Consider the following 14,159-nt stretch of genomic DNA (forward strand, 5'->3'; position numbering starts at 1 on the left):
AGCGCCGTGCCGCTGCTCAGCCCCCTTGACCAGCCCCCCGGCAGTGGCGGACGATCAACCTCCCCCACACAAGGACGAACACCATGCTGCGAATACTGGGAAGAGCCTCTTCCATCAATGTGCGAAAAGTCATGTGGGCCTGCGCCGAATTCGAGATCGCGTTCGAGCGCGAAGACTGGGGCTCCGGCTTCAAGGCCACTGACAGCGCCGAGTTTCTCGCGTTGAACCCCAACGCCATGATCCCGGTGATCCAGGACGGTGACTTCACCTTGTGGGAATCCAACAGCATCATCCGCTACCTGGCCAACCGCTACGGCGCCACCGCGTTCTATCCCGGCGAAGCCCAGGCGCGGGCCAGGATCGACCAGTGGATAGACTGGCAGGCCTCGGACCTGAACCGCTCATGGAGCTATGCGTTCATGTCGCTGGTCAGGCATTCGCCCGCTCACCAGGACCCGCAGGCCCTTGCTGCCGGTTGTGCCGAGTGGTCGCGTTACATGCACATCCTCGACCGCCAACTGGCCAGCACCGGTGCCTATGTGGCCGGCAGCCAGTTCACCCTGGCCGACATCCCTATCGGCCTGTCGGTCAACCGCTGGTTCGAAACGCCGTTCGAGCACCCGCACCTGCCCGCTGTGCGCGATTATTACGAGCGCCTGAGCGAGCGCCCTGCCTATCACTTGCATGGCCGAAACGGTACCCCGTAATACCCGCAAGGGGGTATCGAGGGGCGCAAAGCGCCCCAAGGTCCCGGCCTGTTACAGCGCAACCTGCCGCGCAGCTACCCCCCCTCGCCCCCGCCAGGCAAACAGCAGCACCAGCCCCAGCCCCAGCGCCGCCATCGCAGCCCCCGCCAGGGAAATCGCCGGGTAGCCCAGCCCCGCGTTGATCACCGCGCCGCCCAGCGCCGCACCGATCGCATTGCCCAGATTGAACGCGCCGATGTTGACTGCCGAGGCCAGGTTGGGCGCATCCTTGGCCGCTTCCATTACCCGCATTTGCAGCGGCGGCACCAGGGCAAAGCTGGCCGCCCCCCAGACCAGGATCGCCAGGGCGGTCGGCAGCGGCCAATCCAGTACCAGCGGAAACACCAGCAGCACGGCAATCAGCCCAGCCAGTGACAGGATCAGGGTGCGATCGATCGAGCGGTCCGCCGCCTTGCCGCCCCACACGTTGCCCAAGGTCAGGCCGACACCGAACAGCACCAGCATGGCCGTCACGAAAGGGGTGGACGCCGCCGCTTCATGCTGCAGGATCGGCGCAATGTAGGTGAACACCGTGAACATGGCGCTGGAACCCACCACGGTCAGCAACAATGCCGCCAGAACCGGCCTGCGGCCCAGCACACGGATCTCGGCCATGGCACCCTCGCCCTTGGGCGACGCAACATTGGGCAGTGCGTACCAGAGTGTGGTCATCGCCACCAGGCCAAGCCCGGCAATACCCCAGAACGCCGTGCGCCAACCCAGCATTTCACCCAACCAGGTCGCCAACGGCACTCCGCCGATGGTGGCCAGGGTCAAACCCATGAACATTGCAGCCACGGCCCCGGCGCGCTTCGCCGGCGGCACCACACTGGCCGCGACGATCGAGCCGATGCCGAAGAAGGCGCCGTGGTTGAGTGAAGTGACCACGCGGGCCACCAGCAGGCTGGCGTAGTCGCTGGCCAGGGCCGACATCAGGTTGCCCAAGGTGAAAATGGCCATCAGCCCGATCAGCAGGTAACGGCGCGGGATCTTCACCGTGGCCAGGGTCATCAGCGGCGCGCCGATCAGCACGCCGATGGCATAGGCGCTGACCAGCAGCCCGGCAGCAGGAATGGAAACGCCAAGGTCGGTAGCGATACTGGGCAACATCCCCATGGGGGCGAACTCTGTAACGCCGATGCCGAAGGCACCGATGGCGAGTGCGACAAGCGGTGGATTGATACGCATGGCAAGCTCCTTATCTATGCCGCAAATGCTACGATCCGTTTCAAACGCGCACTAGACTGCATTTTTGCGAACCACCTTTGCTTGAGAGGCACAAATGGACTTCAGTGGCAGATCCGGAGAGATGGAGGTTTTTGCCAAGGTGGCGCAAGAGGGCAGCCTGTCTGCTGCCGCCCGGGCGCTGGGCCTGACTCCCTCGGCGGTCAGCCGCATTCTCGCCCGCACCGAACAGCGCCTGGGTACCCGCCTGCTGCTGCGCACGACCCGGGCGCTCACCCTCACCCCCGAGGGAGAGGCCTACCTGCGCGGCGCACGGCGGGTGCTGGCGGACATGCTCGAAGTGGAAGAAGCCATCACTGACCAAGGCGTACCACGCGGGCGCTTGCGGGTCAGCGCTGCGCTGGGCCATGCCCGGTTGACCGTAGTGCCGCTGCTGGCGGCCTTCAGCGCACGCTACCCGCAAGTGCTGGTTGACCTGACCCTCAGTGACGAGGTGGCCGACATTCTCAGCGGCCAGGCCGACGTGGCGCTGCGCTTCGGTCACCTGCCGGACAGCTCGTTGAGCGCTCGCGCCATTGGCGAGACCGGCCAGGTAGTGGTGGCCTCGCCTGAATACCTGCAACGCTACGGTACCCCGCTTGCACCTGAAGACCTGGCCCGGCACAACTGCCTGCGCTTCAACTTCCGCCGCGCGATGCCCGACTGGCCGTTTCACCGCGACGGGCATACGTTCTCACTGAAGGTTAAAGGGAATATCGAATGCAGCAGTGGCGAGGCGCTGGCGCAGTTGGCCAGGCTGGGCGCCGGTGTGACGCGTATCGGCACCTTTACCGTGGCCGATGACCTGGCCAACGGGCAACTGGTGCCGTTGCTGGAGGCTTACAACCCTGGTGATCGGGAACCGATTCATGCGGTGTTCGTCGGCGGCCCGGCGATGCCGGCGCGGGTGCGGGTGTTTGTGGATTTTCTGGTGGAGCAGCTATCTGGCGGCCTGTAGGGCCGGCCTCGTGTCGCGACAGGGCCGCCCACGCGCGCCCTGATCAGTCTCATCACGCTTGCATGCCGGCCAGGATAAAGCCCATGAACCGCCGCACATCCGCCCGGTGTGCCGCCATGTCCAGCGGCTCGCGGCTGCAAAGGCGCAGCAACTGAAGGTGCCCGTAGTCGTTGATCAGGAACGCCGCATAGCCCACGTCCAGCCCAGCCGCCAGCCTGCCGCTGTCGCACAAGTCCTGTAGCAGGCACTTCAACTCGTTGACCAGCGCGTCATTGACCCGCCTGTAGGCATCCGGCACGCCCTGCTGCTCAGCCCCCAGCAACGGTAGCAACGGCGGCAATATCTCGCGCCAGAGCGGTGCAGGCAGCACCTCGAATGCGTAATCGGTCAAGTGCGCTTCGTAACAGCACAGGGCCTCCAGCGCATCGTCGAATTCCGGCAGGCGCCGCCGGGCTTCGGTCACCGCCCGGTGGTCGGCCTCGCGGAGCTTCTCCAGCAAAATCTCCTGCTTGCTGCCGAAGTAGGCAAACACCGTGGGCACCGACACTGCGGCCAGGCGCGCGATCTGCTCCATGGTGGTGGTCTGGTAACCCTGCGTTTCAAACAGGCCTAGCGCCGTTCGGCTGATGGTTTCACGACGCATCGCCTTCTGCTGCTCGCGCAATCCGCTCACGTTTACACCTTTTCGATCCGTACACGTCGGCGCCCAGCATAACGCAAAGCTATGCCGTATAAATATTTTATTGACTAAAGGTTTTAATCAACTCAAAACTAATGCTCTATTCTGACCCCGGGAGTTGCCATGTCCACCGCCGCAGACCTCGTTATCCACAATGCCCGCATCTACACGGTCGACCCGCACAGGCCCTGGGCCGAGGCGGTGGCCATCTGCGGCGAACGCATCGTTTGCGTGGGCGACCACGGCAGCGTCATGGCGTACGCCGGCCCTGCCACGCGGCTGCTGGATGCCGGCGGCAAACTGGTGCTGCCGGGCTTCGTCGAGTCTCACTGGCACTTTTCCTCTACCGCCTTTGCCTTTCAGGCGCTGGTCAACCACACAGACCCACAACAGGTGCTGGCCCTGCTCAAGGCCTACGTCGAGGCCAACCCCTCTGAAAAAGCCATTACCGGCATGGGCTGGATCCAGCCGTTGATGCCTGGGCACATGTTGCGCCGCGAAGTACTGGATGCCATCTGTCCGGACAAGCCCGTGTGCCTGCTGTCCACCGACTATCACACCATGTGGGTCAACAGCTTCGCCCTGAACGCTGCCGGCATCGACCGCAACACCCCGGCGGTAGAAGAAGGCGCCAGCTGGTTCGAAAAGGACCCGATCACCGGCGAGCCCACAGGCGTGATCATTGACTGCGCCGCCTATTCGCTACTGATGCAACGCCTGAGCGAAGCCGGCTACCTGCCGACAGGCATCGACCTGTACCTGCGCTCGATCCCCTTCTGGCAGGAGAAACTGGTGGCGGCCGGGATTACCACAGTATTCGATGCCGGTTTCCTCGACCCCGCCGGCGACCAGTCGCTGCTGTATGAAACCCTTCAGCAACTGGAGCGTGAAGAGCGCCTGAAACTGCGGGTGGTCGGCAGCTACATCAACATGGGCACCGAGGACGACCCGGTCACTCGGCTGCAAGCCCTGCGCGAACGCTACGACTCGCCGCTGGTCAAGGCGCAGACCCTCAAGCTGATGCTGGACGGGACCGAGCTGAACCACACCGCATTCCTGCTCGAGCCCTATTGCGACAAGCCACATAGCTGCGGTTCGACGACGATGCCCGAGGAAGTGTTCGAGGGCCATGTGCGCAAGGCCGACGCCCTCGGTATCGACGTGATGGTGCATGCAGTGGGCGATGCCGCCGTGCGCATGGCGCTGGACGTGTTCGAGCGCACGTTCTCCAGCAACCCGCCCCGCGACCGTCGCCACGTCATCACTCACGCCTTCCTCACCCACCCCGACGACATCCCGCGCTTTCGCCGCATCGGCGTCATGGCCAACACCCAGTTGCAGTGGGGCGTGGTCGACGCCTACGCCGAGGCCATCCAGCAGGCCTATGGCTACCCACGCTGGGCGTCGATGTACAAATTCCGCAGCTTCATCGACCAGGGTGTGACCGTGTCCATCGGCATGGACGGCCTGGTCTGCCAATGCCGATGCCAGCACAAGCCGGTGGAACACATCGAATCGGGCCACACCCGCCAGCTCAGTGGCGAACCCGACGCCCCTGTGATGCCCGATGCCGACGAGCGCCTGAGTATCCCGCAACTGATTGCCGCCTATACGCTCAACGGTGCCTACCAACTGGGCCTGGAACGTGAAATCGGCTCGATCACCGTTGGCAAGCGTGCCGACATCATCGTGCTGGAGCAGGACCTGTTCGAACTGGACCGCTACCAGATCGGCAATACCGAAGTAGCGCTGACCGTGATGAACGGCCGTATCACCCACGATGCAGGTACCCTGCCCCGCGCCTGACCCCGGACCCGACCATGCACAACAATAACAACACCCTGCTTCTGCGTGCTGCGCTGATCTACATCGCCGCCACGGCGCTGATCATCATTGGCGTACAACCCATCTTCATCGGCCTGCTGGCCGAGCGGTTGCATCTGGACCTGAGCCAACAGGGCTGGGTACTTTCCAGTGAAATGAGCGGAACACTGCTCGGTTGCCTGCTGCTGTCGATACCCAGGCGTCACCCGGGTGGCCGTGGGCTGTACCTGGCGGCAGCCTTTGCAGCGCTGATGTTGAACGTCCTCAGCGCTGCGCTGGACACTTTGACGACGTTGATTCTGTGCCGTTTTGCCTGTGGTATCGCTGCGGGTCTGCTGTATGCCGGGTCGATCAGCGGGCTCGGCCGGCTGCCGGGCCAGGATCGCTCGTACGGCCTGTCGCTGCTGATTCAAACCGCTGTCTTTGCCCTGTACGCGACGTGCCTGCCACAACTGGCAGAGCAGTTCGGTCACCGCACGGCGATTGCATCACTGGGTTTCTGGTTCGTGCTGATCGCTGTGGCTGCGTTGTTCATTCCGGTACGGCTGCAGCATGCAACGCCAGTGCGCCTGGCACAACCAAGCGGCGGCTCGGCGATTATCGGGCACTACGCCCTGCTGGGGATGCTGTTCCTGCAGCTGGCCATCTATTCGTTGTGGGGGTTTGTCGAACAGTTGGCGCGCGAACGTGGCATCGACGCAGTGGATGTGGGCTGGGCGTTCGGGCTGGGAATACTGGGTGGCTTGCCTGGCGGCGCCCTGCCCAGCCTGCTGGGCGCACGGGTGAGCCGTGGCCCGATGATCGGCCTGGGCTCGCTGGTAGTACTGGTGTCAATCACCCTGCTGGCGCGCTATACGCATGATGCCGATCAGCTGTGCATGGCTCTGTTTCTGATGAACTTCGGCTGGGTGCTGGCGCTAACCTACTACATGGGGGCAATTGCCACCAATGATCCACGCGGCACGTTGACGCCCTGGGTCAGTGCGCTGCAACTGGGGGCCGCGGCGGCAGCGCCGGCGTTAGTGGCCTTGCAGCAACAGAGTGCCGGGCGGGAAATGATCTTTGCCAGTGCAGGGGCGGCGGTGGTGTTGGGGTATGTGCTGAAGTGCGTGGCCGGCGTGGTTCATCGGCGGGCAGTTCGCGAGCATGGTCGAAGGAGCGCATGAGCCGGTAGATACGCGCAACGACTACATCTTGACCTTTAGCTATTCATGCCGGCTCGGCGTCACCTTCAGGTCGCACTATCGCAGCAGGTGCAGCCCCAGCGTAAAGACCGCCACGGCCAAGGCGACCAACGACACGGCATGACGTTCCAGATACGCTGGCCAACCGGGCGCTGACTGCGACGCGCATCCACATTGGTGCTTGGCCAGGCCGGTCAACCGTGCCTCCACACTGTCCATGCGGTCTGCCTGGGCGCTGGTTGCCAGTACGAGCTTCTTCAGCGCCGTGGTCACCGTGATGGACAGCCCCTCCCGAACCTGGTTGCTGGCGGCCAGTTGCTGCTGGTACTGCTCAAGGCTCTTGTGGATCGCCCCTTCCTTCTGCACACGGGCCAGGGTGCTTGCCACCAGCTTTTTGTTCAGCGCCTCGATACTGGCCTGCAGTGCTTCGTGTTCGGTGGCCCGCAGGGTCGAAGCGTCCGCCTCAAGGTGGGGCTCGTGCATCCTGTTCCCATTCGCCTCGGCAAGCGGAGCCAGGGTGCCGTGTTCATGTAGCTGGTTCATCAATCACTATCCGGATACTGCGGTAAGGGGCGGGAAGCTATCAAAATGACATCATCTAATCCACTGATGAGTCGTGCAATTGACGGCTTTCGTCAGAGCGTGCGCGTACACTTGCCTTCAAGCCACTCGCAGGAGCCGCTTCATGCCCTACCCCATTGAAGAAAAACTGGTCATCGGCGTTGCCTCGAGTGCGCTGTTCGACCTCTCCGTCTCCGATGACATCTACCAGACACAAGGTGTCGAGGCGTACCGCCAACACCAGGAACAGAACCTGGACGAGCCGTTTCCCAGGGGGGTGGCGCTGCCGTTCATTCGCCGCTTCCTGAGCATCAACAAGGCGTTCCCCGACCAGTTGCCGGTGGAAGTGGTGCTGCTCTCCCGCAACTCGCCGGAAACCGGCCTGCGGGTGTTCCGCTCCATCAGCCACTATCAGCTGGACATCACCCGTGCGGCATTCATGTCAGGCCGCTCGCCCTACGAGTACATCCCGGCGTTCAATGCTTCGCTGTTCCTCAGTGCCAACGAGGAAGATGTACAAAAGGCCATCGACGCCAACTACCCTGCCGGGCGTGTGCTGCCTACGCGCATCTACGATGATGAAATCGACACCGAGCTGCGGGTGGCCTTCGACTTCGATGGCGTGATTGCCGACGACGAGGCAGAGAGTGTGTACAAGCGCAACGACAACCTGGACGACTTTCAGGAACACGAGCGCATGCACAAGGGCACCCCGCATTCGCCGGGGCCCTTGGCAGACCTTTACCGCAAGCTCTCGCGGATACGCATGCTGGAGGACCACAAGCTGGCCGAAGACCCGACGTACCAGCGGATCCTGCGTATTGCCATCGTCACGGCGCGCAACGCGCCCTCGCATGAGCGGGTAGTGACGACCTTGAAGGACTGGGGCGTTTCGCCGGATGAGTGCTTTTTTCTAGGCGGTATGGATAAGCCCAGGGTGTTGTCGATCTTGAAACCGCATGTGTTTTTCGACGACCAGCGCACGCACTTGCAATCGCCAGCGGGGAACCTGCCGATGGTGCATGTACCGTTTGGGGTGGCGAACAGAGTGCGCTCGCCTCAGGCACCAGACCTGGAGCGGGAACAACTGCCAACCTGCGCATTACCATGCACGCCATAAAGCGCCTCGCCGGCGAGCGGGTGCTGCAGTCTGCGGGCTCGCTGTTCAGCTTGCCCAACAAGACTGACGAATGATGCTGCAGAAATTCCCCGGCCGAAAGGCCGGCTCTTTGTCCGCGATGACATCCGCCTTCACATTACCAAAGGTGGTCTGCGGCTTATGCCGGATCCCCTCGTAAAACGCCTGGATGATGGCCTCCTTGAAATCCCTCCCACGCGGGTGAGCTTGCACCACCGCATCCCGTGCGGCATTACCCAGCCCCTCGTGATGCAGCCCCAGCACATCGGTCTCTACCCCCGCCGTTACCAGGGCTATCAGGGGGTGCATGTGCTCTGGAATTCCCGGCGTGGTATGCAGCGCGATCGCTGTCCACACGCGTTCGACATCGCGCTCGTCCACGCCACGACACTGTAGGAAATCACGCGCTGCGTTGGCGCCATCAACCTCGAAGCGGCAGCATTCGCTACTGTGCTCATGGGTCACCCCCATGTCATGGAACATACAACCCGCGTAAAGCAGTTCGCTGTCATAACGCAGCCCTAACCGCTGCCCGGCAAGGGCAGCAAAATAGAAAACCCGGCTGGAATGGTGGAAGAGCAGTGGTGAAGCCGTGTCGCGCACAAGTTCTGTGATTTCCCGGGCCATGGCGCTGTCAGGCACCTGGATACCGGCGATGGATGAGGACATGGTCGCTCCTTGGGTGGGTTGATGACGCGCTCAGTTTGCGGCTGCGCGCCAATGTCCTCAATTGACTTGTAACGCCATATACTGCCAATGTCGATGAATAACGGACTTGCTGTAAACTGCCTGGAGCCATCATGCCCCCTCCTCCCATGACCGTCGCCATTCTGGCCATGCCCGGCGTACAACTGCTGGATGCCAGCGGCCCGCTCGATGTTTTCGCCGAGGCTAACCGCCAAGCCGGTCGTGTCGCCTATCGCCTGCTGCTGCTGGCTTGCGAGCCAGGGCCGCTGGTCAGCTCTTCCGGCACTCGGTTGGTCGCTGACGGCTGGATCGGGGAAGCGCTGGGAGCCATCGACACCTTGCTGGTTGCCGGCACGCCACATGCCGCTGACCAGTACCTGCGCCCGGGCATTCTTGATTGGCTGCGCCTGCGCGCTGGTACTTGCCGCCGCTACGGCTCGGTATGCACCGGGGCATTTGCCCTGGCAGCTGCGGGGTTGCTGGATGATCGCCGCGCGACCACCCACTGGTCCGTGGTGCAAACGCTGGCCGAGCGTTATCCCCGGGTGCAAGTGGACGCCGATGCCATTCAGGTGCACGACGGCAAACTGCGTACTGCCGCCGGGGTGACGGCTGGCCTGGATCTGGCCCTGTCCCTTGTGGAAGAGGACCTTGGGGGTAACGTTGCCAAACAGGTAGCGGGACAGCTGGTGATGTACTTCAAACGGCCTGGCGGGCAACTGCAGTTCAGCCGCCAAGGCGGCACGTCACCTGTCGGGCGCTCGGCGCTACAAGAATTGCAGCGGTACGTGGCCGCCAACCCGGCACTGGACCATGGGATTGCCTCCCTGGCTGCAAGGGTTGGGCTCAGCCCCAGGCATTTTGCACGGGTATTTCAACACGATGTAGGCATGACACCGGCAGCCTGGGTGGAGTTGGCACGTGTGAGTGCCGCACGGGCGCGACTGGAAACTGGGCGGGAGGCGCCAAAGCAAGTGGCCGCGCTGTGTGGGTTTGCCAATGCCGACACGTTGCGGCGAACGTTTGTGAAGCATGTGGGGGTGACGCCGGCTGAGTATCGCAAGCGGTTTGGGCGGCCAAGGTGAGTGCTGTCGCGCCAGAGCGACACCCTTGACCCACGCCTGCTCGCCGCCGCATGCTCGAGCGCTTCCACCCACGCTCAAGGAACGATTGCATGAAGCTGGAAACGCTTGCCATCCATGCGGGCTTCAGCCCCGACCCGACCACCAAGGCGGTGGCCGTACCGATCTACCAGACCACCTCCTTCGCCTTCGATGACACCCAGCACGGCGCCGACCTGTTTGACCTGAAGGTTGCCGGCAACATCTACTCACGCATCATGAACCCCACCAACGACGTGCTCGAGCAGCGCATGGCCGCCCTGGAAGGCGGGGTTGGCGCGCTGGCCGTAGCCTCGGGCATGGCGGCTATCACCTACGCCATCCAGACCGTCGCCGAAGCCGGCGACAATATCGTCTCGGTGGCCAAGCTGTACGGTGGCACCTACAACCTGCTGGCGCACACCCTGCCACGCATGGGTATCCACACCCGCTTCGCGGCCCATGACGATATCGCCGCCCTCGAAGCGCTGATCGACGCGCGTACCAAAGCGGTATTCTGCGAGTCCATCGGCAACCCCGCCGGCAATATCGTCGATATCGCCGCGCTGGCCGAAGCCGCCCACCGCCACGGGGTGCCGCTGATCGTCGACAACACCGTGGCCACCCCGGTGCTGTGCCGGCCGTTCGAGCACGGCGCCGACATCGTCGTGCACTCGCTGACCAAGTACATCGGCGGCCACGGCACCAGCATCGGCGGCATCGTCATCGACTCCGGCAAATTCCCCTGGGCCGAGAACAAGGAACGCTTCGCCCTGCTCAACACCCCCGACCCGTCCTACCACGGCGTCACCTACACCGAAGCTTTCGGGCCTGCCGCCTTCATCGGCCGCTGCCGTGTGGTGCCCTTGCGCAACACCGGCGCCGCGCTGTCGCCGTTCAACGCCTTCCTGATCCTGCAAGGCCTGGAAACCCTGGCCCTGCGCATGGAGCGCCATACCGAGAACGCGCTGAAGGTCGCCCATTACCTGCAAGCCCACGAGCAGGTGGCCTGGGTGAAGTTCGCCGGGCTGCCCGACCACCCCGAACATGAACTGGCCCAGCGCTACACCGGCGGCAAGCCGGCGTCGATCCTGTCGTTCGGTATCAAGGGTGGCCAGGCGGCTGGCGCGCGCTTCATCGACGCGTTGCAGCTGGTGGTACGCCTGGTGAACATCGGCGACGCCAAGTCACTGGCCTGCCATCCCGCTTCCACTACCCATCGTCAGCTCAACGACGAGGAACTGGAGAAGGCCGGCGTGCCACGGGACATGGTGCGCCTGTCAATCGGCATCGAACACAGTGACGACATCATCGCCGACCTGGCCCAGGCCTTGGAGGCCAGCCGCGGCTGATTCACCCGCGCCCGACCCAATGTCGAAGGCGGGCGCACCTTCATCAAGCCTGGATGCACCCGCAATGACCCTGTTTTACCTGAAACTCACCATCACCCCCCTGCTGATGTGGGCCATCTCCCTCGCCTCCCGGCGCTGGGGCGGCCTGCTAGGCGGATTGCTGTCCGGCCTGCCGATCACCTCGGCGCTGGTGATGACCTTCCTGTGCCTGGAACAGGGCACGGCCTTCGCCCTAGGCGCATTGCCCGGCGCACTGGGCGGCCTGGCGGCGGTGCAGGCCACCTACACCGTCTACCTGCTGACCACGCGCACACTCGGCATCGCCGTGGCCGTACTGCTGGCGTTGCTGTTCTATGGCCTGGCCGCCTATGCCTTTACCCACTGGGGCAGCCTGTACCTGTCGATTGCAGTGGCGTTGGTGCTGATCGGCGTGCTGATCCGCGCCAGCGGCCGCGAGCCCAAGCCTGATACCTTGGCCCGCCCCCGGCACCGGCACTGGGAAATCCCGTTGCGCATGGTATCTGCCACTTCCCTGCTGATGATCACAACGAGCCTGGCCAGCTGGCTGGGCCCGGCCACCAGCGGGATGCTGGCGCCGATTCCGGTGATTGCCTGGCCGCTGGTGGTGTTCGCCCATGTGCAGGGCGGGCGAGCCGGGATGGCGGCGATGGTGCGGGGGAATGCGATCGGCGCGGTGGGGGTGATTGCGTTCTATCTGGTATTGGCGGGGCTGCTGGAAACGTGGGGCGTTGGCGTGACCATCGGGCTGGCCATGCTGTGCGCTGTGGTGCTGACCATTGGACTGGCCGCCGTGTTGCGACGGCGTTGATAGACCATTGGGCTGCTGCGCAGCCCATCGCAGGCACGCCAGCGCCTGCAGGGACCGGGCGGACTGCTCGCACCCGGGCCTTAGTCGAACGCCCCGTTCAACACCTCATAGATGATACCGGTCGCCACGGCGACCAGTATCAGATCTGCGCCTGCCTGCATCCATTCATACCCGTCATAGTGAGGCAACTGCCCCAACAGACGGCCATCCAGTTTCTTGGCGATACCGGGCGGCAGAGGCTTGCCGCGGGCCAGGTTCTTCTGAATGCCGGGAGGCAATGCCGGGCCCGGACTCCAGTAGTTGCGGTGGCCACCGAGGATGCCCAGTACATCGCCACGGTCGATGGACGGGCCGCCGTGCCAGTTATTGCCGCCGGCGCTCTGCTTGTGGCCGCCCGGATTGCCCTGGCCCTGGGCATGCTGAGCCTGGCCCTTGCCGTGCCCCTGACCTTGGCCCTGGCCTTTGCCGTTACCCGGGTCGGCGAGCGCCGGGCCAGAGGCCAAGGCCACCGCCAATGAGGTGACAACGGCTGTCATGATTGTTGATCTGGCCATGTGAGCATCCTTTGCGCGAGAGGTTGCCTCACACTATAGACGGTGCGCACGCCTGCTTCACTTGCAACAGCCTCAGCAGAGAGGCTGACAAGGCAGGCACGCTTCGGCCACAATCGGTCGCCTGGTCCACGCTGGGAAGCACTGCATGCTCACTACCCTCGCCATCGGCAACTACCGCTCGATCAACCACCTGGTGCTGCCGCTGGGCCAACTCAACCTGGTGACCGGCGCCAATGGCAGCGGCAAATCCAACCTGTACAAGGCACTGCGCCTGCTGGCCGAAACCGCACAGGGCGGTGTGGTCGAAGCCCTCGCCCGTGAAGGCGGGCTGGATTCGACCTGGTGGGCCGGCCCGGAAACCAGCGCACGAATGCGGCGCGGCGAAGTGCCCATCCAAGGCCAGCATCCGAGCGAAGCCAGGCGCCTGCGCCTGGGCTTTGCCACCGAGGACTTCGGGTTTGCCATCACCCTCGGCCTGCCAATTCCCCTGCCGTATCCGACCGCGTTCATGCTCGACCCCGAAATAAAGTGCGAGGCCATCTGGGGCGCTGGCGCCTATCGGCCCTCTTCCTTGCTGGTCGAGCGCAAGAACGCCCTGGTGCGGGCCCGCGAGGGCAACAGCTGGGCGGTGCTCGATCAGCATGCTGACAGCGGCGAGAGCTTCTTCAACATCGTCGGCCGGCCCCGCCAGGCACCGGAAATCGGTGACCTGCGCGCATTCATCAATAGCTGGCGGTTTTATGATCACTTCCGGATTGACCGTGATGCGCCTTGCCGTCAACCCCAACTGGGCACTCGCTCGCCGGTGCTGCATCACGACGGGCGCAACCTGGCCTCGGCGTTGCAGACCATTATCGAAATTGGCGATGTGGAGGATCTGGTGGAGGCGCTGAATGACGCGTTTCCCGGCAGCCGTCTGGAGATCAATGCGCCACCTGGCGGGCTGTTCAGTGTAAGGCTGCACCAGCACGGGCTTTTGCGCCCGCTCGAGGGTGCTGAATTGTCGGACGGCACCCTGCGCTATCTTCTGCTGATGGCCGCCCTGCTCACACCACGGCCGCCATCGCTGATGGTCTTGAACGAACCGGAAACCAGTCTGCACGCGGACCTGCTCCCGGCCTTGGCGCGGCTGATCATTCGTGCATCACGCCGTAGCCAGGTTTGGGTGGTATCGCACAGTGCGCCATTAATCAACGCGCTGGCAGCCTGTGACGGGTGCAATGTGCTAGAGCTGGAAAAAATACAAGGGCAAACCCAGCTGCGGGGGGTTGGGTTGCTGGATGAGCCGCTGTGGCGCTGGGCTGACTGAATTCAAGTGACGGT

General features: G+C 63.7%; 14 protein-coding genes. 9 read left to right on the plus strand and 5 right to left on the minus strand.

Features of this window, described 5'->3' with window-relative positions:
• Positions 1–83: 83 nt before the first annotated feature.
• Positions 84–707, plus strand: a complete 624-nt coding sequence (locus ACF8EF_RS15130; protein WP_176684683.1) for a glutathione S-transferase family protein — start codon at positions 84–86, stop codon at positions 705–707.
• A 51-nt stretch (positions 708–758) separates the two neighbouring features.
• On the opposite strand, the gene ACF8EF_RS15135 is transcribed toward ACF8EF_RS15130, so the two are convergent.
• Positions 759–1,934, minus strand: coding sequence for an MFS transporter (locus tag ACF8EF_RS15135; RefSeq protein ID WP_392462235.1), 1,176 nt, complete (start codon positions 1,932–1,934; stop codon positions 759–761).
• A gap of 94 nt (positions 1,935–2,028) precedes the next feature.
• Between ACF8EF_RS15135 and ACF8EF_RS15140 the strand changes: the two genes are divergently transcribed.
• On the plus strand, positions 2,029–2,928 hold the full coding sequence (locus tag ACF8EF_RS15140) for a LysR family transcriptional regulator (RefSeq protein ID WP_392462237.1): 900 nt from the start codon (positions 2,029–2,031) through the stop codon (positions 2,926–2,928).
• A 52-nt stretch (positions 2,929–2,980) separates the two neighbouring features.
• Here the strand turns inward: ACF8EF_RS15140 and ACF8EF_RS15145 are convergent, their stop codons facing one another.
• Complete coding sequence (locus tag ACF8EF_RS15145; protein WP_019438822.1) at positions 2,981–3,601, minus strand: TetR/AcrR family transcriptional regulator; 621 nt, start codon at positions 3,599–3,601, stop codon at positions 2,981–2,983.
• A gap of 129 nt (positions 3,602–3,730) precedes the next feature.
• Here ACF8EF_RS15145 and ACF8EF_RS15150 point away from each other — a divergent pair, with 129 nt between their 5' ends.
• Entirely contained in the window at positions 3,731–5,413 is a 1,683-nt protein-coding gene (locus tag ACF8EF_RS15150; protein WP_392462239.1) for an amidohydrolase, read from the plus strand.
• A gap of 14 nt (positions 5,414–5,427) precedes the next feature.
• On the plus strand, positions 5,428–6,597 hold the full coding sequence (locus ACF8EF_RS15155) for an MFS transporter (RefSeq protein WP_392462240.1): 1,170 nt from the start codon (positions 5,428–5,430) through the stop codon (positions 6,595–6,597).
• 75 nt (positions 6,598–6,672) lie between these two features.
• Here ACF8EF_RS15155 and ACF8EF_RS15160 read toward each other — a convergent pair whose 3' ends face one another.
• A complete protein-coding gene (locus ACF8EF_RS15160) occupies positions 6,673–7,158 on the minus strand; it encodes a hypothetical protein (protein ID WP_392462242.1) in 486 nt (161 codons plus the stop codon).
• Positions 7,159–7,300: 142 nt separating this feature from the next.
• Between ACF8EF_RS15160 and ACF8EF_RS15165 the strand changes: the two genes are divergently transcribed.
• A complete protein-coding gene (locus ACF8EF_RS15165) occupies positions 7,301–8,296 on the plus strand; it encodes a 5'-nucleotidase (protein ID WP_392462244.1) in 996 nt (331 codons plus the stop codon).
• Positions 8,297–8,341: 45 nt separating this feature from the next.
• Here ACF8EF_RS15165 and ACF8EF_RS15170 read toward each other — a convergent pair whose 3' ends face one another.
• Entirely contained in the window at positions 8,342–8,983 is a 642-nt protein-coding gene (locus ACF8EF_RS15170; protein ID WP_392462246.1) for an HD domain-containing protein, read from the minus strand.
• Positions 8,984–9,114: 131 nt separating this feature from the next.
• Here ACF8EF_RS15170 and ACF8EF_RS15175 point away from each other — a divergent pair, with 131 nt between their 5' ends.
• The 3 genes from ACF8EF_RS15175 (at position 9,115) to ACF8EF_RS15185 (ending at position 12,282) form a co-directional block, all read left to right on the plus strand.
• Positions 9,115–10,086 (plus strand): GlxA family transcriptional regulator, encoded by a 972-nt coding sequence (locus ACF8EF_RS15175; protein ID WP_392462247.1) that lies wholly within the window; start codon positions 9,115–9,117, stop codon positions 10,084–10,086.
• 89 nt (positions 10,087–10,175) lie between these two features.
• Positions 10,176–11,453, plus strand: coding sequence for a bifunctional O-acetylhomoserine aminocarboxypropyltransferase/cysteine synthase (locus ACF8EF_RS15180; RefSeq protein ID WP_004575388.1), 1,278 nt, complete (start codon positions 10,176–10,178; stop codon positions 11,451–11,453).
• A 64-nt stretch (positions 11,454–11,517) separates the two neighbouring features.
• Entirely contained in the window at positions 11,518–12,282 is a 765-nt protein-coding gene (locus ACF8EF_RS15185; RefSeq protein WP_339444008.1) for a hypothetical protein, read from the plus strand.
• Between the two features lie 80 nt (positions 12,283–12,362).
• Here ACF8EF_RS15185 and ACF8EF_RS15190 read toward each other — a convergent pair whose 3' ends face one another.
• Positions 12,363–12,836 carry an anti-virulence regulator CigR family protein gene (locus tag ACF8EF_RS15190; protein ID WP_176684692.1) on the minus strand — a complete coding sequence of 158 codons (474 nt, stop codon included), beginning with the start codon at positions 12,834–12,836 and terminating at the stop codon, positions 12,363–12,365.
• 145 nt (positions 12,837–12,981) lie between these two features.
• Here ACF8EF_RS15190 and ACF8EF_RS15195 point away from each other — a divergent pair, with 145 nt between their 5' ends.
• Complete coding sequence (locus ACF8EF_RS15195) at positions 12,982–14,145, plus strand: AAA family ATPase (RefSeq protein ID WP_176684693.1); 1,164 nt, start codon at positions 12,982–12,984, stop codon at positions 14,143–14,145.
• Positions 14,146–14,159 lie beyond the last annotated feature (14 nt).

The sequence above is a fragment of the Pseudomonas sp. zjy_15 genome (genome assembly GCF_043101865.1).
Taxonomy (GTDB): domain Bacteria; phylum Pseudomonadota; class Gammaproteobacteria; order Pseudomonadales; family Pseudomonadaceae; genus Aquipseudomonas; species Aquipseudomonas putida_Y.

Coding starts and splice junctions, on each gene's coding strand:
- ACF8EF_RS15130 (WP_176684683.1), top strand. CDS start 84: ATGCTGCGAATACTGGGAAGAGCCTCTTCCATCAATGTGCGAAAAGTC.
- ACF8EF_RS15135 (WP_392462235.1), bottom strand. CDS start 1,934: ATGCGTATCAATCCACCGCTTGTCGCACTCGCCATCGGTGCCTTCGGC.
- ACF8EF_RS15140 (WP_392462237.1), top strand. CDS start 2,029: ATGGACTTCAGTGGCAGATCCGGAGAGATGGAGGTTTTTGCCAAGGTG.
- ACF8EF_RS15150 (WP_392462239.1), top strand. CDS start 3,731: ATGTCCACCGCCGCAGACCTCGTTATCCACAATGCCCGCATCTACACG.
- ACF8EF_RS15155 (WP_392462240.1), top strand. CDS start 5,428: ATGCACAACAATAACAACACCCTGCTTCTGCGTGCTGCGCTGATCTAC.
- ACF8EF_RS15160 (WP_392462242.1), bottom strand. CDS start 7,158: ATGAACCAGCTACATGAACACGGCACCCTGGCTCCGCTTGCCGAGGCG.
- ACF8EF_RS15165 (WP_392462244.1), top strand. CDS start 7,301: ATGCCCTACCCCATTGAAGAAAAACTGGTCATCGGCGTTGCCTCGAGT.
- ACF8EF_RS15170 (WP_392462246.1), bottom strand. CDS start 8,983: ATGTCCTCATCCATCGCCGGTATCCAGGTGCCTGACAGCGCCATGGCC.
- ACF8EF_RS15175 (WP_392462247.1), top strand. CDS start 9,115: ATGCCCCCTCCTCCCATGACCGTCGCCATTCTGGCCATGCCCGGCGTA.
- ACF8EF_RS15180 (WP_004575388.1), top strand. CDS start 10,176: ATGAAGCTGGAAACGCTTGCCATCCATGCGGGCTTCAGCCCCGACCCG.
- ACF8EF_RS15185 (WP_339444008.1), top strand. CDS start 11,518: ATGACCCTGTTTTACCTGAAACTCACCATCACCCCCCTGCTGATGTGG.
- ACF8EF_RS15190 (WP_176684692.1), bottom strand. CDS start 12,836: ATGGCCAGATCAACAATCATGACAGCCGTTGTCACCTCATTGGCGGTG.
- ACF8EF_RS15195 (WP_176684693.1), top strand. CDS start 12,982: ATGCTCACTACCCTCGCCATCGGCAACTACCGCTCGATCAACCACCTG.